General features: G+C 69.8%; 19 protein-coding genes. 12 read left to right on the top strand and 7 right to left on the bottom strand.

Annotated features, from left to right (window positions below; translation table 11 throughout):
• Window positions 1-39: 39 nt before the first annotated feature.
• The 5 genes from F1734_RS22875 (at window position 40) to F1734_RS22855 (ending at window position 6,138) form a co-directional block, all read left to right on the top strand.
• Complete coding sequence (locus F1734_RS22875) at window positions 40-1,608, top strand: ABC transporter substrate-binding protein (RefSeq protein WP_203011116.1); 1,569 nt, start codon at window positions 40-42, stop codon at window positions 1,606-1,608.
• Window positions 1,608-2,555, top strand: coding sequence for an ABC transporter permease (locus tag F1734_RS22870; protein WP_040274239.1), 948 nt, complete (start codon window positions 1,608-1,610; stop codon window positions 2,553-2,555). Before F1734_RS22875 ends, F1734_RS22870 begins: the two co-directional genes overlap by 1 nt.
• Window positions 2,552-3,388 (top strand): ABC transporter permease subunit, encoded by an 837-nt coding sequence (locus tag F1734_RS22865; protein ID WP_017679855.1) that lies wholly within the window; start codon window positions 2,552-2,554, stop codon window positions 3,386-3,388. The genes F1734_RS22870 and F1734_RS22865 overlap by 4 nt, the downstream gene beginning before the upstream one ends.
• On the top strand, window positions 3,385-4,824 hold the full coding sequence (locus tag F1734_RS22860; RefSeq protein WP_203011115.1) for an ABC transporter ATP-binding protein: 1,440 nt from the start codon (window positions 3,385-3,387) through the stop codon (window positions 4,822-4,824). Before F1734_RS22865 ends, F1734_RS22860 begins: the two co-directional genes overlap by 4 nt.
• 108 nt (window positions 4,825-4,932) lie before the next feature.
• Window positions 4,933-6,138 (top strand): enhanced intracellular survival protein Eis, encoded by a 1,206-nt coding sequence (locus F1734_RS22855; RefSeq protein ID WP_203011114.1) that lies wholly within the window; start codon window positions 4,933-4,935, stop codon window positions 6,136-6,138.
• 56 nt (window positions 6,139-6,194) lie between these two features.
• Here F1734_RS22855 and F1734_RS22850 read toward each other — a convergent pair whose 3' ends face one another.
• The 6 genes from F1734_RS22850 to F1734_RS22825 form a co-directional block, all read right to left on the bottom strand.
• The gene (locus tag F1734_RS22850) at window positions 6,195-6,410 is read right to left on the bottom strand and encodes a hypothetical protein (protein WP_235435243.1); all 216 of its coding nucleotides are present in this window, start codon (window positions 6,408-6,410) and stop codon (window positions 6,195-6,197) included.
• A gap of 100 nt (window positions 6,411-6,510) precedes the next feature.
• Window positions 6,511-6,978, bottom strand: a complete 468-nt coding sequence (locus F1734_RS22845) for a hypothetical protein (RefSeq protein WP_203011113.1) — start codon at window positions 6,976-6,978, stop codon at window positions 6,511-6,513.
• A gap of 19 nt (window positions 6,979-6,997) precedes the next feature.
• Window positions 6,998-8,140, bottom strand: a complete 1,143-nt coding sequence (locus F1734_RS22840; RefSeq protein WP_203011112.1) for a DUF6745 domain-containing protein — start codon at window positions 8,138-8,140, stop codon at window positions 6,998-7,000.
• A gap of 241 nt (window positions 8,141-8,381) precedes the next feature.
• Window positions 8,382-8,822: a VOC family protein gene (locus F1734_RS22835; RefSeq protein ID WP_017679858.1), complete on the bottom strand. Its 441-nt coding sequence runs from the start codon at window positions 8,820-8,822 to the stop codon at window positions 8,382-8,384.
• A gap of 273 nt (window positions 8,823-9,095) precedes the next feature.
• Complete coding sequence (locus tag F1734_RS22830) at window positions 9,096-9,605, bottom strand: ClbS/DfsB family four-helix bundle protein (protein ID WP_026137567.1); 510 nt, start codon at window positions 9,603-9,605, stop codon at window positions 9,096-9,098.
• Window positions 9,606-9,685: 80 nt separating this feature from the next.
• Window positions 9,686-10,213 (bottom strand): flavin reductase family protein, encoded by a 528-nt coding sequence (locus F1734_RS22825; protein ID WP_040274228.1) that lies wholly within the window; start codon window positions 10,211-10,213, stop codon window positions 9,686-9,688.
• A gap of 241 nt (window positions 10,214-10,454) precedes the next feature.
• Here F1734_RS22825 and F1734_RS22820 point away from each other — a divergent pair, with 241 nt between their 5' ends.
• The 7 genes from F1734_RS22820 to F1734_RS26470 all read left to right on the top strand — a co-directional run bounded on the left by F1734_RS22820 (window position 10,455) and on the right by F1734_RS26470 (window position 16,559).
• Window positions 10,455-11,324, top strand: coding sequence for an alpha/beta fold hydrolase (locus F1734_RS22820; RefSeq protein ID WP_017679861.1), 870 nt, complete (start codon window positions 10,455-10,457; stop codon window positions 11,322-11,324).
• Window positions 11,325-11,440: 116 nt separating this feature from the next.
• A complete protein-coding gene (locus F1734_RS22815; RefSeq protein ID WP_017679862.1) occupies window positions 11,441-12,226 on the top strand; it encodes a 2-keto-4-pentenoate hydratase in 786 nt (261 codons plus the stop codon).
• 12 nt (window positions 12,227-12,238) lie between these two features.
• Window positions 12,239-13,141 carry an acetaldehyde dehydrogenase (acetylating) gene (locus tag F1734_RS22810; protein ID WP_003934759.1) on the top strand — a complete coding sequence of 301 codons (903 nt, stop codon included), beginning with the start codon at window positions 12,239-12,241 and terminating at the stop codon, window positions 13,139-13,141.
• Window positions 13,142-13,180: 39 nt separating this feature from the next.
• A complete protein-coding gene (gene dmpG / locus F1734_RS22805; protein WP_017679864.1) occupies window positions 13,181-14,203 on the top strand; it encodes a 4-hydroxy-2-oxovalerate aldolase in 1,023 nt (340 codons plus the stop codon).
• Between the two features lie 32 nt (window positions 14,204-14,235).
• Entirely contained in the window at window positions 14,236-15,414 is a 1,179-nt protein-coding gene (locus F1734_RS22800) for an acyl-CoA dehydrogenase family protein (RefSeq protein ID WP_203011111.1), read from the top strand.
• Window positions 15,415-15,445: 31 nt separating this feature from the next.
• Entirely contained in the window at window positions 15,446-16,357 is a 912-nt protein-coding gene (gene bphC / locus F1734_RS22795; RefSeq protein ID WP_017679866.1) for a biphenyl-2,3-diol 1,2-dioxygenase, read from the top strand.
• A 70-nt stretch (window positions 16,358-16,427) separates the two neighbouring features.
• Complete coding sequence (locus F1734_RS26470; protein WP_267966265.1) at window positions 16,428-16,559, top strand: hypothetical protein; 132 nt, start codon at window positions 16,428-16,430, stop codon at window positions 16,557-16,559.
• A gap of 353 nt (window positions 16,560-16,912) precedes the next feature.
• Here the strand turns inward: F1734_RS26470 and F1734_RS22790 are convergent, their stop codons facing one another.
• Window positions 16,913-17,704, bottom strand: coding sequence for an SDR family NAD(P)-dependent oxidoreductase (locus tag F1734_RS22790; RefSeq protein WP_048773228.1), 792 nt, complete (start codon window positions 17,702-17,704; stop codon window positions 16,913-16,915).
• Between the last annotated feature and the right edge of the window lie 5 nt (window positions 17,705-17,709).

Below are 17,709 nucleotides of genomic sequence, written 5' to 3'. Positions count from 1 at the left end.
CCCCGACCCGCTCGATCCACTGCCCGAGGAGATACCCCGATGAATCCGATTGCCCTGCCTCCGCGTCCGCACCTGAGCCGGCGCTCGTTCCTCGGCCTCGGCGCCGCCGCCGGCGCCGTACTGCTCGGGGCATGCAGCACGAGCGGCGAGACCGCCCCCGCGGCCACCGCCGGGCCCCGGGACGGCGGCCGACTGCGAGCGGTGTTCGCGGGCGGTGGCGCACAGGAGGTGTTGGACCCGCACAAGACCAACCTGTACGCCGACGTCGCCCGCGCGAACGCGCTCTACGACAAGCTCGTCGAATACGGCGACGACCTCGGCCCGGTACCGCGGCTCGCCACCGCCTGGCATCCGAACGCCGACGCGACCACCTGGACGGTGGAGCTGCGCCCGGCGGTCTTCCACGACGGCCGGCCGGTGCGCGCCGCCGACGTGCTGTACTCCTACCGGCGGATCCTGGACCCGGTGAATGCACTGCGCCCGCGGGCCTCTCTCGAGGTGATCGACATCGCCCGCTCCCGCGCCCTCGACGACCACACGATCGAGTTCGTCTGCGCCCGCCCGTGCGGGGAACTGGCGAACGTGCTGGCCGCGTTCGGCGCCTACATCATCCCGGAGGGCACCACCGACTTCAGCCGTCCGATCGGCTCCGGGCCGTTCACGTTCGTCTCGTTCGAACCGGGGCGCTCGCTCGTCACCGCGCGATTCCCCGACTACTGGGACGGTGCCCCCCATGTGGACGAACTCGAGATCCTCACCGCTCCGGACGAGACCGCACGGATCAACGCCCTGCTCGGTGGGCAGGTCGACTACGCCGACGACCTCGGTGTCACCTCGGCGCGCACCTACGAAACCGATGCCCGGATGCAGATCCTGCGGTCGCCGCGCAGCGCGATGTCGGCGTTCGCGATGAAGGTGGACCGGCCCCCCTTCGACAACGTGGATCTGCGGCGGGCGATGTTCGCCCTCGTCGATCGCGACGAGCTGGTCACCACCGTGCTGGGCAGCACCGGTGTGGTCGGCAACGACCTGTTCGGCAAGGACGCCAAGTACTACGCGGCCGACCTGCCGCAGCGCACCCTGGATCTGGACGAGGCCGAGGCCCTGATCCGCAAGGCCGGCGCCCGGAACGCGACCATCGAACTGCAGACCACCGGCGCCACCAACGGCTTCGTCGAGGCCGCCAACATCCTGGCCGAGCAGGCCGGACGCGCCGGACTGAAGATCGATGTGAAAGTCGTTGAGGGATCGACCTATTGGACGCGCACCCTCGACGAGGGTGTGTTGTCGAGTTTCCGCTCCGGGGCCATGCCCATCGAAACGCACCTCGCGCAGCGGATGCTGTCGACCTCGGCGAAGAACTACACCCAGTGGCGCCGCCCCGAGTTCGACGCCTTGTTCGCCACCGCCAGCGAAACCACCGACGAGAACGTCCGGGCCCGCGCATATCAGCAGATGCAGTCGCAGCTCCACAGCGAGGGCGGTCTGCTGGTGTGGGGCTTCTCCGACGGCCTGCACGGGATGGCGCCGCATCTGGCGGGGATGGCCGAGAATGCGCCCAGCAACACCCTCGGGTACGCCCGTTTCGACAAGGCCTGGCTTTCGTGATGCTCGCCCGCTACGCCGGTACCCGCCTCACGGTGGGACTGGCCCAGGTGCTGGGCGTACTCGTCGTCGTCTTCGCGATCGCCGCCCTGCTGCCGGGGGACGCTGCGGTGGTGATCGCGGGCGATGACGCAGATCCGCGGCGGATTGCGCAGTTACGCGAACTCCTCGGGCTGGACCGGCCGCTGTCCGTGCAGTTCGGGGACTGGCTGACCGGTCTGCTCGGCGGCGACCTGGGCACCTCCGTGGTATCCGGCCGCCCCGTCACCGCGATGCTGGGCTCGGCGCTGGCGCCGACGCTGACCCTCGCCGCCCTGGCGTTCGTGGTGCTGGTCCCGCTGGCACTGCTCCTCGGGGTGGTCGCCGCGGTGCGCCGCGGCCACCGGATCGACCGGGCCGTCACCGCCCTGACCGTAGCGTTCTACGCGGCACCGGAATTCGCGTTGGCGATCGTGCTGGTGGCAGTGTTCGCGGTCGGGCTGGGATGGTTCGCGCCCACCGCGGTCGGCGCCGGTGGTCCGTTGCTGATGCAACCGGAGCTGTGGGTGCTGCCCGTACTGGTGCTGGTGATCCGCCCGGTGTGCTCGCTGTCGCGGTTGGTGCGCTCGTCGCTGATCACCACCCTGGACTCCGAATACATCCGGCACACCCGTCGCCTCGGTGTGCCCGTGCGGCGGGTGATCTGGCGGCATGCCCTGCCGGGCTCGCTCACCCCGGCGACACAGCATCTCGCGCGGGTCGCCGATTGGCTGCTCGGCGGGGTCGTGGTCGTCGAGGCGGTGTTCGCGCTCGGCGGTCTCGGGCAGCTGCTGGTCAGCGCGGTCAGCAGCCGCGACATTCCGCTGTTGATGGGATTGGTGACGGTGTTCGCGGTGATCACGGTGGCGGTGAACACGGTCGCGGACATCGCGGCGTTCCAGCTCAACCCCACGGCCGGATCGGCATCGTGACCGGCTCCACGTTTCTCGAGCGTGCGGGTGGGCGGTCCCGGGTGCGCGTCGGGGCTGCCCTGACGGCGGTCCCGCTCGCGGTCGCGCTGCTGGGGCCCTTGTTCACCGAACCCGGTGCCCGTGGCCCGGCGTTCACCTACGGGGACCAGTGGCTTCTGGGAACCGATTCCGAGGGGCGCGATCTGCTCACGCAGGTCCTGCTCGGGGGGCGTTCGCTGGTGCTGGTGGCCGCGGCGGCCGTGGCCCTGACGTACCTGCTCGCCGTGCCGTGGGGGATAGCTGCCGCGACCGCTCGGGTACCGATCGTCGACGAGATGCTCATGCGCCCCCTGGATCTGCTGCTGTCGCTGCCGTCGATCATGGTGCTGCTGCTGGCCGTGGCGCTCACCGACGCCGACCTGGTCGTTCTGACAGTCACCGTGGCGGTGCTGCTGTTCCCTGATGCGGCGCGTCTGGTGCGGGCGTCGGCGCTGCACACCGCGCACACCCCGGCCATGGAGGCGCTGCTCCTGCAACGCGAAACCTGGTGGCGCCGGCACCTCGGCTATCTGGGACGATCGCTGCTCCCGGTCCTCGCGGCAGACGCAGGGCTACGGTTCGTCGGGGCGATCTACCTGGTCGCCTCGGCCAGCTTCCTGGGGGTGAGCGCGGACTCCGCCGGCACCGACTGGGCCGTGATGATCGACCGCAACCGCGCGGGCCTCGCCCTCGTCCCGTGGGGTGTCGTCCTGCCCGCGGCCCTGATCATCGCCTTGGCGATGGGGGTGAATCTGCTGTTCGACTCCGGTGCTCGCGCGGCAACACGCGAGGTGTCGACGAGGAAGTGGCGATGACCGAGGTAATCCCCGCGGCCCCGGCCGCCGCTGTGCCCAGCAGCACCATCCGAGTGCGCGGTCTGACCGCACGGACACGGGATCGGCTCCTGGTCGACGGCGTCGACCTGGACATTCCCGCCGGGGTGGTCACCGCGCTCGTCGGGGCTTCCGGGAGCGGCAAGACCACCACCGCGCTGGCATTGATGGGCGAGCGCCGCCCGGGGGTCGACGTGACCACGACCGTTCTGGACACGGGCGGGGCACGGTTCGGGTACGTGCCCCAGCACCCCTCCTCGGCGCTGAACCCGGCCCTGCGGATCGGTACCGTGCTCGACGACATCGCTCGTGCCGGCCGACGGCACGGGCATCCGGTGACCGTGGCCGACGCACTCGCACGTGCGGGATTCGCCGACGATCCGGGCATGCTGCGCCGTTACCCGCATCAACTGTCGGGCGGACAGCAACAACGACTGGTCATTGCCCAGGCTCTGCTGACCGACCCGACATGCCTGATCCTCGACGAACCCACTACCGGGCAGGACCCGGCTCGTCGGACGGCGGTCCTCGACGAGATCACCCGACTTGCCCGGCAGGGCCTGACGATCGTGCTCGTCACCCACGACCTGGACGCAGTCCGCGCGGTCGCCCAGCGTGTGATCGTCATGGGCGGCGGCCGGGTGCTCGAGACCGGTGACGCCGGGATCCTGCCGGTCGCCGCCCTGCGGATCCCGCAGACACGCGCCGACAGTGCGGATCGCCGCCCGACCCGGGCCGACGCCAGGTTGAACCTGGACGCCGTCTCGGCGAGGTACCGCAACACCGAAGTTCTGCAGCATTTCTCGCTCTCGCTCCAGCCGGGCGAATGTCTGGCACTTCACGGCCCCTCGGGCTGCGGCAAGACCACCGCGGCCCGGGTCGTCGCGGGCTTGCACCCACCCACGGCCGGACGGGTTCTTCTCGACGGCCACCCGTTGGCCGCATCGGTACGGCGACGGACCCGGCACCAGACGGCGGCGATCGGGTACGTCTTCCAGGACGCCAAGGCGGCCTTCGACCCGTATCGCAGCGTGTGGGAGCAGATCCTGCGCGGTCCGGCACGCCTGCGCGGTGCCACCGGCCCGGAATCGGCCGCGGCGGCCCGTCGCGCGCTCGACCAGGTGGGTCTGGCCGAACGGATCACCCGGCAGCATCCGTCCGCCCTTTCCGGCGGCGAGGCCCAGCGCGCCGCCCTCGCCCGTGCCCTGGCGGTCGAGCCCTCGCTGCTCATCTGCGACGAAGTCACCACGGGACTCGATCCCGCATCCCGACAGCGGGTGCTCGACATCTTGTCCGATCTCGTACGAACACAACGCATATCCCTGCTGATGATCAGTCACGACGGCGCCGTGGTGGATGCGATCTCCGACCGGGTCGTCGACATGACCCTCCCGGCCACGAACGGGGAACCGCCGTGAGCGCGCCTCGCCGCGTCCGTCGCCGAGGAAACCCGGCTGTCTCCGCACCGAGCCCGAACCGGACAAATCACTCGCATTCGAGGGGCCGGTTGTGTCAGTCTCTCGGACATGACCGTGCACGACGCCCTCACCATCCGTACCGCCACCGACGACGACTGGCCGGCCCTGGAGTTGCTCGACTCGGTGGCGTTCGGGTACCACCCCATCGATGCCGATCGGACACTGCTTCGTCCGATGTTCCGCACGGAGAACATCGTGGTGGCGACCGAGCGGGGCGCGCCGATCGGTCAGGCGCTGTATCTGGACCTGGAGATCACTGTGCCCGGCGGGCACCAGGTCCCGGCATGTGGTGTCAGCTGGGTTTCGGTCGCTCCCACGCACCGTCGCCGCGGCGTGCTGCGGTCGATGTTCACCGAGCTGCACCGCCGGATGGAGGCGACCGGGGCACCGCTGGCCGCCTTGACCGCCAGCGACGCCGGCATCTACGGGCGTTTCGGATACGGTCCGGCCACCGTCGCCACCGAGGTCACCGTCGATCGGCGCTTCGCCCGCTTCCGCGAGGACGCCCCCGATCCCGGCGGGGTGGTCCTTGCCGACGCTGCGACGGCGGCGGTCCGGTTGCCGGAACTGTACGACCGGTGGCGGCTGTGCACGCCGGGAGCGCAGGCCCGTCCGAAAGCCGAGTGGGACTACACTTTTGCCGATCCCGAGGAGCGCCGCGACGGCGCCTCGGCGCTGTTCTTCCTGGTACACCCCGACGGGTATGCCACCTTCCGCCGCAAGGGATCCGACGCCGAGCCGGTCGCGGTGGTCGAGGAGCTGGTCGCGATCACCGACGACGCCCACGCCGCGCTGTGGCGCACCCTGTGCGGACTGGACCTGACCCACCGCATCGAAGCCGTCCAGCATCCCGACGATCCGCTGCGCCTGCTGCTGACCGACTACCGCCTGCCGCGCACGACCGCCCGGGTGGACGAATTGTGGCTGCGGATCATGGACGTGCCGGCCGCGTTGACCGCCCGCGACTATGCCGCCGACCTGGACACCGTGCTGGCGGTCCGTGACCCGTTCCGCAGCGCCGGGGGCACTTTCGCGCTGACGGTCCGCAACGGCCGGGCCCGGTGCGTCCGCACCGACGCGGCGCCGGTGATCACGCTGGACCTGGACGCGCTGTCCGCGTTGTACCTCGGCGCGCACAAGGCCCGCACGTTTGCTGCAGCCGGCCGGGTGGAGGCGCGCAGTGCTCGTGATATCGCCGACTTGGACCGCGCGTTCGACGTCGCCCGCCCCGCAACACTGGGCTGGCACTTCTGAATCGAGAGCTGCCCTGTGTCATGTCGACACAGCCTTGTCGACACAGTGTGGGATTCTCATGATCCGGTCGGAATCCTCCGGTTGCGACCTGCACCAGTCGGCAGGCCGGCGACGTCGACGGTGGCCGCCGATGCCGCGGCCAGCCACACCAGCACGAACACTCCCGCCGCCGCCCATGCGGCCACCAGCGGGCCGAAGCCCGGCAGACACTGCGTGCCGGTGCGGACGCACTCGCCCCATCCGGCGTCTGCGACCACGCTCCCGGTCACCATCACGATCACCGAGACTACCGCCGCGAGCTCGCCACACCTCCGGACCGCGCGGACCGGCGACGCGTCAGGTCGGCGACGTCGATCGAGCGACGTGTACAGGTCAATCGGCGACCAGTCGCGCCGACCCGTACCGTCCTGCGCCGTGCTCGCGTTGTCGACGGATCACGTAGCAACCCGGAGCGATCCCCGTCGCCCCGTGCTCGGGGTGAAGAAGATACGCCGTCCCGGTGGTCTCGACGATGCCCAGAGCGAGACCCATGGTGTCCCGGACGGGGGTCGTCCACGTGCAGGTGCCCTCGTCGGCGACGAGGGAGTGCGGGTTGCCGCCGGCGGCGCTCCGCAGCAACTCCACTCCCGACTGTGGCACCCGGAGGGAGCGCGCCCACGGTGTGCGTTCGACGGCGGCACCGACCACCGGGTAGGGGATGACGATCAGATCGCCTTGAGCCTGGAGACCACCGGTCACCGGGACGGTGACCTCCCGGTCCAGGTGGTCGAGGACGTCCAACCCGCTGAGAGTCGTGAGATCGGACAGTGTGAGTTCGGACAGTGCGAGTTCGGAATGCATGGGATCACCTTGGTGGAGTTCAGGTTCGGCGAACGAGTTGGGCATAGTCGGTACCGCTGATGCCGTAGGTCCAGCCCGCGGCGTCCAGTGCGGAGGGAACCCAATCGGGGACGTGCAGGCCGTACCGGCGCCGTTGCCCGTCGCGTTCGGCGGAACCGTTGACGACGAGCAGGATCCGGCTGGGCCGACCCCAACCGGTCGGGGATGCATACAGTCCGAGCGTGCATCCCGGGTTTCCCGGATCGTCGGCACGGTCCACGAGTTCGAGCGCAGCCATGTCGATGTACCTGTCCCAGCCGATTCGCTCGATGGCGCATCGGCGGACCTCGACATTGCGCTCGTCGTTGATCCGCTCGACGGTGGGATCGAGGACGACCCAATCGGGAACGATGGTGCCGTGATGCACGAAAACATGGCTGCCGTCCGATAATTCGAGTGCCGGACGATCGGGATGGTGTAAGCGGCGTTCGTTGTGGACGCCCTCCGGTGTGGGTTCGGTGTGTAGTGCGGTAGGCCGTTCGGCCATGACGCAGACTCCGCCGAACGCCCACCACCACCCGGTGGCGCGGACCAGTGCGGCCTGAAGATCGAGGAGGTCGTCGTCGCGCGACTCGAAGCTCGCGAGGCCGAAGCGTCGGACCGTGTCGTAGTGCGCGACCCGATGTGCCTCCTGTTGCCCGTACCAGGTGACACCGGGAGTCGGGCGCGGCCACAGTGTGCGTATCGCCGTCGCGACACCGACGTACAGAGACGTCCGCAACGAATCCCACACGGCCGCACGAAGGAGCGGGTCCTGCCGCCGAGGTATGCGGGCGTCCATCCGGTCACGGGACGCGGACCAGAGTGCGGCGATCCCCGCCGAAGGGTGTGCCGGCTTTCCGAAGCGCAGCGGGGGGACCGAGAGGCCTTCGTCGGCAATCAAGTGCAGTGCCGCTGGGGGAGAGGGGACCCAGACGAACTCCGGTTCGTCGAATCCCGCTCGTCGGTAGAGCTCTGCGACGGCGGATTCCGCGGCGGGCTGGTCGGAAGGCCTCGTACACAGTCCTTGCGCGAGCCAATGGTCGCGCCGGGCGGACGCGGCGGCGGCAAGGGCGTGCGGATCGGTGATTCCGGTGGACAGGGTGCGGTGCGGAACCGCTGATGAGATCGGCACGGCGCTCACCGGATGGTGGCGGTGGCCGCCTTTCCTGTAGTCATGGTTATCGAGGATGGCACGGGAAGGCTCTGGGCGCAAGCAAGTGTCCCCGCCCAGGCGTTCGGGCGTGGACGAAGACCGACGTCTACGTCATCGGCCGAGCGGGACCGTCGTCGATCGTCGTACGGGACTGCTGCAGAAGGGCATTCTCGGAACTACCGCCGCGACCCGGGCAACGGATCGGCACGCGGGCAACGGCGCCCGCGCGTCAGCCGATCTGCTCGAAGAGCGACACGATGATCCCTTCGGGTCCACGCACGTAGGCCATCCGCACGCTGTTCTCGTACTCGCCGATGCCGCCGACGAGCCCGTAACCGTCCGCAGCCACCGCGTCGACGGCCGCCTGGAGGTCGTCGACCTCGAAGGACACGTTGCGCAGCCCGAGCTCGTTGGGCATCGCCGTGGGTGATCCGGGCCCGTGGTCGGGCGTGACGAAGGTCGCGAGCTCCAGCCGGGTCCCTCCGTCGGGCGGCCGGAGCACGGCGATCTCACAGTGCGCGCCGGGGATGCCGCAGACGGTCTCCACGAACTCGCCCTCCACGGATCCGGTGCCCTCCACCTCGAGACCCAGTCCGACGAAGAACGCCGTCACCGACTCGAGGTCCGCGACGGTGATGCCGATGTGGTCGAAACGTTTCACGTGTGCCATGGGACCCATCCTCCGAGTGTCGTCGTGCCGATGCTGGGACGGAGACGGGTCCGGGATCTCGACATGTTCTTGCCGCAGAGCCGCGGTCGACCCGTGGTATCGAAAGGTCGCTGTTGTCCTGCATGGACCGGACCTCGCCGGTCGTGGGCACGCATCCGGTGTTGTCCCGGGTGCTACCGAACCGGGGAAATGGCACGCGAGCGACCGGGCCGTCCGCGACGTCACCGAGGAGCTCGGCGAGGAGTGATCACCCGGCCGGCGACGGCGGGCGGCTCACAGGCCCTCGGCGCGTAGCCAGGTGCGGAGGCGGCGCCGGGCGTTGGTGTACGGGGAGGAGGTGTTGAGCTGGATCATCCGTCCCGCGGTGTACGTGCGATACCAGGGCGCGCCGTAGAGTTCGTCGTTGTCGAGCCCGCGCACCAGGGCAACGATGCGGTCGTGGGCGGCATCGAGCCGCTGCAGCAGCTGCGGCCACGGTACGTCGGCATGATCGCGGTAGAACTTCTGCGCCAGCGGGCCGAGTCGGTTCCAGGTGAATCCCGGTGCCGGGAGGTGCGGGTCGATGCCGCGAGCGCGGTCGTCGTGCCACGAAACGACCAGTTCGCTCCATCCGATCAGGTACGCCACCAGATCGGCCGGGCTCATCCGGGTTCCGGCGCGGTGCCCGGGCAGCGACGCCTCCCGGGCCCGTTCGGCAGGCACACGCTGCAGCTCGCGCGTGAGCGCGCCGTACGTGTCGGCGAGGGCGTGCAGCAACTCGTCCTTGGTGTGCGGTACCGGCATGCGTGTCTCCGTGTGGCGGGCGGTGGTGCCGGCATGCACGGTATCGGCGACGGTGGGTCTGTGCCCGGCGACGGGCCCGGTCAGACCACCGGCGCCGGGCTCTCGATCCCGAACCGGCCCCGGAAGAACACCATGGGACGCTCCTCGCACACGGTGTCCAGCTCCAGCACCCGGCCGATGATCACGTCGTGGTCGCCGGCGACGTGGACGTCGTGCACCTGCGCGTGCACGCGCATCAGCACGTCCGGCAGCGCCGGCGTTCCCCAGCGGGACACCTCCCAGGCAAGATCCTCGTACTTGCGCCCCCGGCTCGAGCCGAACCGGGCGCACAGGTCGGACTGGTCCTCGCGGAGCACGTTGACGCTGAACCGCCCCGTCGCCCGGATCCGGGGCCACGCGCGGCCGCGGTGGTCGGCGCAGAACAGGATGAGCGGCGGCTCGAGCGACACCGAGGCGAACGACTGGCACGCGAACCCCACCGGGCCCTCGTCGTCCAGTCCCGTCACCACCGTGACCCCGGTGGCGAACTGTCCCATCACCCGGCGCATGTCCTCCGGGCTGGGCGCGTCGGCTGTCGATGGTGCGAGGGTCGTCGTCTCGAGGGGCATGAGTCCACCTCCGGGTCGTGGGGACGGATCGGCGTGATCACTGGTCGATGGGCGACGCTAGGTCAGGGCCGGGGCGGTCCGAGCGAGCGTCCCGCTGAGCGGACGGGGTCGGCGGCGCCGCCGTCGACCGAGCGGTGATCTCGCTGAACGGGATGGTGTATGGCCGTCGTCGATCAGGGCTGGCAGCCTGCGGTTCGAATGGGCGGTGTGCCCGGCACCACGGCGACGAACAGGGACGACGATGACCGAAGTGAGCTACGAGGGGACCCTGAAGGAACTTCCCACCGATCAGGGTGTGCTGCGCTACCACGAGGCCGGCGACGGACCGCCGCTGCTGCTGCTGCACGGCTCCGGCCCGGGGGTGACGGGGTGGCGCAACTACCGCGGCGTCCTCGCCGACTTCGCGCGGCACTTCCGCTGCCTGGTGCTCGAGTTTCCCGGTTTCGGCGTCAGCGACCCCGGCGACGGCCATCCGATGGCGATGGCGCAGGGGGCCGTGGGCACCTTCCTCGACGGCCTCGGTCTCGGTGCGGTGGACATGGTCGGCAACTCGATGGGCGGGATCGTCGCCGCCAAGGTCGCCATCGACGAGCCGCACCGCGTGCGCAGGCTCGTCACGATCGGCGGGATGGGCAAGAACGTCTTCGCGCCCGGACCGGGCGAGGGCATCAAGCTGCTCATGGAGTTCACCGACAACCCCACCCGCGAGGGCCTCGTCCGCTGGCTGCAGTCCATGGTCTACGACCCCGCCGTGGTCACCGACCAGCTCGTCGAGGAACGCTGGGCGCTCGCCACCGAACCGAAGACCCTCGAGATCGCCCGCCGGATGTACAGCTCGAAGGCGTTCGCCGCCGGCGCCGCCGCGGCGGCCGCCTCGAACGTCACCCCGTACTGGGCGCAGCTGCACAAGATCACCGCGCCCACCCTGCTGACGTGGGGCCGCGACGACCGGGTCAGCCCCGTGGACATGGCGATGCTGCCCATGCGCGACATCCCGAACTGCGAGCTGCACACGTTCCCGAAGTGCGGGCACTGGACGATGATCGAAGCCCGCGACGCGTGGCTGTCGGCGGTCCTCGCGTTCCTGCTGCGCGACGACGATCGCAGCTAGCCCACGATCCCGCTGAGCGGGAAGACTTCCGTCCTCCCACCTGCGCATATGCCACCTTCGAGACAACCGATCGGCGCGACGACGCGCGGATCATCGACCAGTTCCAGGAGTGCACGATGCTCGACGGTTCCCGGCGACTCGCCGCCGCCGATCTTCTGTGGGCCGCCGAGCGCGACCGCGCCGCGATCGCCCCGCTGACGGAGACCTTCCCCGACATCGACGTGGTGGATTCGTACGAGATCCAGCTGATCAACATCCGCCGCCGGCTCGAGGCGGGCGCCACCGTCTACGGCCACAAGGTCGGCCTGTCGTCCGAGGTCATGCAGAAGATGATGGGCGTGGACGAGCCCGACTACGGACACCTGCTCTCGACGATGGTGTACGCCGAGGACGAGCCCATCGACACGGCGCAGTTCTGCTACCCGCGCATCGAGGTCGAGATCGGCTACGTCCTCGGCGAGACCCTCCCCGGCGAGGACTGCACCGAGGCGGACGTGCTCCGGGCGACCGAGTACATCGTCCCGAGCATCGAACTCATCGACTCGCGCATCGTGGACTGGCGGATCGGGTTGGCGGACACGATCGCCGACAACGCCTCGTCCGCGGGAGTGATCCTCGGGGCGGGCCGCATCGAACCGGACCGGGTCGACATCGGAGCGATCTCGGCGGTGCTGTACCAGGGCGACGAGGAGATCGCGCGCGGCGAGGCGGCGGCGGTACTGGGCGACCCGACCCGTGCCGTCGCGTGGCTGGCCCGCAAGGTGGCGAGCTTCGGGGTGCGGCTCGAGGCCGGGCACGTGATCCTGCCCGGCTCGTGCACCCGCGCCGTCGATGCCCGCCCGGGCGACGTCTTCCGCGCTGATTTCAGCGACATCGGCTCTGTCTCAGTAGAATTCAAGTAAGGAAGTGCACCAGTGACGAAGGCTACCGCCGCGATCGTCGGGCCCGGCAACATCGGCACCGACCTGATGTACAAACTGCTGCGCTCGGACGTCATCGAGCCGCGGTGGATGATCGGTGTCGACCCCAGCAGCGAGGGTCTCGCCCGCGCGGCGACCGAGGGCCTGGTCGCGAGCCACGAGGGTGTGGACTGGCTGCTCGCCCAGGACGAGCGGCCCGACGTGATCTTCGAGGCCACCTCGGCCTACGTGCACCGCGCCAACGCCCCCCGCTACGCCGAGCTCGGCATCCAGGTCGTCGACCTGACCCCGGCGGCCCTCGGGCCGGCCGTCGTGCCCGCCGTGAACATGGGCGAACACGAGGACGCGCCGAACGTCAACCTCATCACCTGCGGTGGCCAGGCCACGATCCCGATGGTGCACGCCGTCTCCCGGGTCACCGAGGTCGAGTACGCCGAGATCGTCGCGAGCGTCGCCTCCCCGTCGGCCGGGCCCGGCACCCGCGCCAACATCGACGAGTTCACCATCACCACCAGCCGCGGCATCGAGACGATCGGCGGTGCCCGCAAGGGCAAGGCCATCATCATCCTCAACCCGGCCGAGCCGCCGATGCTCATGCGCGACACCGTGTTCTGCTCGATCCCCGAGGACGCGGACCGCGACGCGATCGCCGCGTCGATCCACGAGGTGGCCGCCACGGTGCAGGGCTACGTCCCCGGCTACCGCCTGCGCGCCGAGCCGCAGTTCGACGACCCCACCCCGATGAGCGGGGGACGCGCCCGGGTGGCGATCTTCCTCGAGGTCGAGGGCGCCGGCGACTTCCTGCCGCCGTACTCGGGCAACCTCGACATCATGACCGCGGCCGCCACGAAGGTGGGCGAGAGTTTCGCGGCCAAGCTGCTCACCGCCCGCGTGTAGACCCCCACCGCAGACCGTACTTTCGAAGGAACACAGTCGATGCCCTACAGCGCTGATCTCGACATCCGGATCACGGACTCGTCGTTGCGTGACGGCTCCCATGCCAAGCGTCACCAGTTCACCGTCGAGGACGTGCGCTCGATCGTCGGTGCACTCGACGCCGCCGGTGTGCCCGTCATCGAGGTCACCCACGGCGACGGCCTCGGTGGCTCGTCGTTCAACTACGGCTTCAGCCGCACCCCCGAACAGGAGCTGATCAAGGCCGCCGTCGAGACCGCGACGCAGGCGAAGATCGCGTTCCTGATGCTGCCGGGTCTCGGTGTCCGGTCTGACATCCGTGAAGCCGCCGACAACGGCGCGTCGATCTGCCGGATCGCCACGCACTGCACCGAGGCCGACATCTCCGCCCAGCACTTCGGTCTGGCCCGCGAGCTCGGACTCGAGACCGTCGGATTCCTGATGATGTCGCACAGCCAGCCGCCCGAGGTGCTCGCGAAGCAGGCGCGCATCATGGCCGACGCCGGCTGCCAGTGCGTGTACGTCGTCGACTCGGCCGGCGCCCTCGTCCTCGAAGGGGTCTCGGACCGGGTCGCCGCCCTCGTCGCCGAGCTCGGCGACGACGCACAGGTCGGTTTCCACGGGCACGAGAACATGGGGCTCGGCGTGGCCAACTCGGTGCTCGCGGTGCGCGCCGGCGCACTGCAGATCGACGGCTCCACCCGCCGGTTCGGCGCCGGCGCGGGCAACACGCCCGTCGAGGCGTTCGTCGCCGTCGCCGAGAAGCTCGGTATCCGAACGGGTATCGACACCCTGAAGATCATCGACGCCGCCGAGGACGTGGTGCGGCCGATCATGGACGGCGAGTGCCTCCTGGACCGGATGTCGCTGACGATGGGGTACGCCGGCGTGTACTCGAGCTTCCTCAAGCACGCCGCCACGCACGCCGATCGGTACGGGGTCTCCGGCGCGGAGATCCTCATCGAGGCCGGCCGCCGCAACCTCGTCGGGGGCCAGGAAGACCAACTCATCGAGATCGCCGTCGGTCTCGCCGCCCAGAAGTAGACCCTCGGGTCCCGAGCAGAGAGCTGACAGTCATGGGCCAGGTTTTGGACAACATCATCCAGTACGCGGACGAGATCCGCGCCGAGGGCGCCGAGGGCGACAAGCTCATGCGCCTGACCGACAACAACGCCAAGCGGCTGCGCAACGCCGGTGTGATCCGCATGCTGCAGCCCAAGGAGCACGGCGGCCTCGAAGTCCACCCGCGCGAGTTCGCCGAGACCGCGATGGCGATCGGAGCAATGGACGGCGCCACCGGCTGGGTCGCCGGCATCGTCGGCGTACACCCGTGGGAGCTCACGTTCTTCGATCCGAAGGCGCAGAACGAGATCTGGGGCGAGGACCCCGACATGTGGATGGCCTCCCCGTACGCGCCGATGGGTGTCGCGGTTCCGGTCGACGGTGGCTACATCCTCAACGGCCGCTGGTCGTTCTCCTCGGGCACCGACCACTGCGGCTGGATCATGATCGGCGCCGCGGTGGGCGACAAGGACGGAAACCGGCTGAACCCGCCGCAGGTCCTGCACGTGCTGCTGCCGCGCTCGGACTACGAGATCGACCAGGACAGCTGGAACGTCGTGGGCCTGCGCGGCACCGGCTCGAAGGACCTGATCATCGAGGACGCCTTCATCCCCGCCTACCGCACCCTCGACGCCGATGTCGTCCTCAGCGGCAACGGCTGGCGGCACGCCGGGCGCGACGAGACCCTCTACAAGTTCCCGTTCTCGTGCATCTTCCCGCTGGGCATCACCTCGTCGCTGATCGGCATGGCCGAGGGCGCGCTCGCGTGCTACATCGCGGCCCAGAAGGAGCGCGTCGCGGTCACCGGTATCCCGATCAAGGAGGACCCGTACGTCCTCTATGCCCTCGGTGAGGCGGCCGCCGAGATCGCCGCGTCGCGCGCCGCGATCCTCGAGACCGTCGACCGCTTCTGGGACAAGACGGACAAAGGCCAGGAGGTCACCTTCGACGAGCGTGCCATCGGGCGCCGCACCCAGACCGCTGCCGCGTGGCGGGCCGTCCGCGCCGTCGACGAGATCTTCGCCCGCGCCGGTGGTGGCGCGATGCACCTGAAGTTCCCGATGCAGCGTTTCTGGCGCGATGCGCACGTCGGTCTGTCGCACGCGATCCACGTCCCCGGCTCGATCTTCCACGCGTCTGCGCTGACCCAGCTCGGCGGCGAGCCGCAGGGCGTCCACCGCTCGATGATCTAGCTCTCCCGCGAACGTCCCGGAAGGAACACATATGACGGATATTCGAGGACTCGGATACCTCCGGATCCAGACCACCGACGTCGCGCGCTGGCGTGAACTCGTCGTCGACGGCCTCGGCATGGCCGTCGGCTCCGGCCCCGAACCGGACGGCCTCTACCTGCGGGTCGACGAGCGGCGGGCACGCCTGATCGTGCTGCCCGGCGAATCCGACAAGGCACTCGCGGTGGGCTGGGAGGTGCGCGATCAGTTCGCCCTCCAGCGGGTCCGCGAGACCGTCGAGAAGGCGGGCGTCACCGTCGACGTCCTCTCCCAGGAGGAATGCGACTACCGCGACGCCGAGCAGGTCATCGCGTTCGACGACCCGATCGGCACCCGCGTCGAGGTGTTCTTCGGCCCGGTGCTCGACCACAGCCCCGTCGTCACCCCGCACGGCGGCCGGTGGGTCACCGGCGAGCAGGGCCTCGGCCACGTCGTGCTGCCCGCCACCGATTTCGACGCGGCGCATGCCTTCTACACCGAGGTGCTCGGCTTCCTGCCGCGCGGCGCGATCCGGCTCCAGGCTCCCGGCCCGGCGCGGCGCGTGCGCTTCCTCGGCGTGAACCAGCGTCACCACAGCCTGGCCCTGTGCCCGGCGCCGCCGACCGAGGAGCCCGGCCTCGTGCACCTGATGACCGAGGTCGACACCCTCGACGCCGTCGGTCAGGCACTCGACCGCGTACGTAAGCTCGGGTTCTCCATCTCCTCGACGCTGGGCCGGCACACGAACGACAAGATGGTCTCGTTCTACGTGCGCGCGCCGGGCGGCTGGGACCTCGAGTTCGGCACCGAGGGAATGCTCGTCGACGAGGCGTACTACACGGCCGAGGAGATCACCGCCGACAGCTACTGGGGCCACGACTGGTCCGGGTCCGAGCCGCTGGCGGCGTTCAGCCCGAAGTCCTAGCTCGCAGAGGGAACACGAACAAAGGCCCGGCCGGGGATCACCCCGGCCGGGCCTTCGTCGTCGAGCCCTGGTGCTGGGCCGCACCTCGCACGGCATGGTTCCTGCCGTGCTGCTCGGCGTCGTCGCGACGCTGCTCGCGACGAATTTGTCGGTGCGGCTGCGACGGTGCACCCGCGCCGCGATCTGTCATGGCTCGTCGTGATCGTCGGCTACGGCTGCGCCATGACCCCGGTGCGCCTGCAGGACAGGATCGTCGGTGCTCTGCGCGGAACGCAGTGCCGGTCCGCGCCTGCCGACGACGCACCGAGCTCGCAGGTCCCGCCGGCGCGGCAGTCGACCCGGCCGGTGCTCCGACCCGCACAGAAACGAACTGCCCACACGCCGTGCTCGGCGGGTGGGCAGTGCGGATACGAGAACCGATCGGGCCGGCCGTCCTGCGCAGCAAGTCGACGGTGGACCGACTGTCATGGAATGTGCGCAGTCCGGCCGACCCGATCGTGTGTAAGGTACCCCCGCGTCGGTGCTTTCACACCGACGCCCCGGAAATCCGTTCGGTCAGCTCCTGTTCAGCAGCTTGCGCATCGCCTCGGCCGCGCCCCGGACGAGCTTGTCGCGGGGGAACCCGCTGCGCTTGACCGCGGCGTCGTAGTTGCCGCCGGCCACCCACACCGGCCCGTCGGTGAGGTGTTGGAGGCCCTCCCGGGCCACCTCCTCCGGCTCGGCGACGAGCATGCCGGGGATGTCGAAGTTCAGCCCGGCGCGGATCATCGCCGGGGTGCGGGTCACACCGAGGACGAGTTCGACGACGTGCACCCCGTGCGGGGCGAGTTCGAGCCACAGGCTCTCGGCGAACACGCGACTGAACGCCTTGGACGCCGCGTAGATGCTCTGGTGCTCGGACCCCATGTAGCCGGCGAGCGAGCCGAGCAGCATGATGCCGCCGCGCCCGCGCTCCTTCATCTTCGACCCGAACAGGTGCGAAAGTTCCAGCTGCCGATCGATGTTGAGGGTGATCACGCCACGGAAGCCGTCGAGGTCGCCGGAGACGAACTCGTGACCGTAACTGTTGGCGCCGGCGTTGAAGATGAGCAGACCCACCTCGACGTCGGCGGTCGCCCGCCGGAGCTGCTCGACCGCGTCGTCGGCGAGCAGATCGAGCGCGAGGGTGCGCACCTCGACCCCGTTGCCGCGGACCTTCTCGGCGGTCTCCTCGAGCGGGCCGGGCTTGCGGGCGACGAGCACCAGGTTCAGCCCCGCCTTGCTGAGCTCGTCGGCGAACGCGGCACCGACGCCCTCGGAGCCGCCGGCGATGACGGCCCACGGGCCGTACTGCTTGACGTCGATCACGAAAG

The sequence above is a fragment of the Rhodococcus ruber genome, assembly GCF_016804345.1.
Taxonomy (GTDB): Bacteria; Actinomycetota; Actinomycetes; order Mycobacteriales; family Mycobacteriaceae; genus Rhodococcus; species Rhodococcus ruber.
Note: the sequence above shows the minus strand (reverse complement) of the source record. Positions and strands in the feature narration are given on the sequence as shown.

What these genes read in the sequence shown, in the direction of transcription:
- F1734_RS22815 (WP_017679862.1), top strand. Translation starts at nt 11,441, where the DNA reads ATGCTCGACGGTTCCCGGCGACTCGCCGCCGCCGATCTTCTGTGGGCC.
- F1734_RS22830 (WP_026137567.1), bottom strand. Translation starts at nt 9,605, where the DNA reads ATGCCGGTACCGCACACCAAGGACGAGTTGCTGCACGCCCTCGCCGAC.
- F1734_RS22845 (WP_203011113.1), bottom strand. Translation starts at nt 6,978, where the DNA reads ATGCATTCCGAACTCGCACTGTCCGAACTCACACTGTCCGATCTCACG.
- bphC (WP_017679866.1), top strand. Translation starts at nt 15,446, where the DNA reads ATGACGGATATTCGAGGACTCGGATACCTCCGGATCCAGACCACCGAC.
- F1734_RS22875 (WP_203011116.1), top strand. Translation starts at nt 40, where the DNA reads ATGAATCCGATTGCCCTGCCTCCGCGTCCGCACCTGAGCCGGCGCTCG.
- F1734_RS22860 (WP_203011115.1), top strand. Translation starts at nt 3,385, where the DNA reads ATGACCGAGGTAATCCCCGCGGCCCCGGCCGCCGCTGTGCCCAGCAGC.
- F1734_RS22850 (WP_235435243.1), bottom strand. Translation starts at nt 6,410, where the DNA reads ATGGTGACCGGGAGCGTGGTCGCAGACGCCGGATGGGGCGAGTGCGTC.
- F1734_RS22870 (WP_040274239.1), top strand. Translation starts at nt 1,608, where the DNA reads ATGCTCGCCCGCTACGCCGGTACCCGCCTCACGGTGGGACTGGCCCAG.
- F1734_RS22855 (WP_203011114.1), top strand. Translation starts at nt 4,933, where the DNA reads ATGACCGTGCACGACGCCCTCACCATCCGTACCGCCACCGACGACGAC.
- F1734_RS22825 (WP_040274228.1), bottom strand. Translation starts at nt 10,213, where the DNA reads ATGCCCCTCGAGACGACGACCCTCGCACCATCGACAGCCGACGCGCCC.
- F1734_RS22820 (WP_017679861.1), top strand. Translation starts at nt 10,455, where the DNA reads ATGACCGAAGTGAGCTACGAGGGGACCCTGAAGGAACTTCCCACCGAT.
- dmpG (WP_017679864.1), top strand. Translation starts at nt 13,181, where the DNA reads ATGCCCTACAGCGCTGATCTCGACATCCGGATCACGGACTCGTCGTTG.
- F1734_RS22835 (WP_017679858.1), bottom strand. Translation starts at nt 8,822, where the DNA reads ATGGCACACGTGAAACGTTTCGACCACATCGGCATCACCGTCGCGGAC.
- F1734_RS22800 (WP_203011111.1), top strand. Translation starts at nt 14,236, where the DNA reads ATGGGCCAGGTTTTGGACAACATCATCCAGTACGCGGACGAGATCCGC.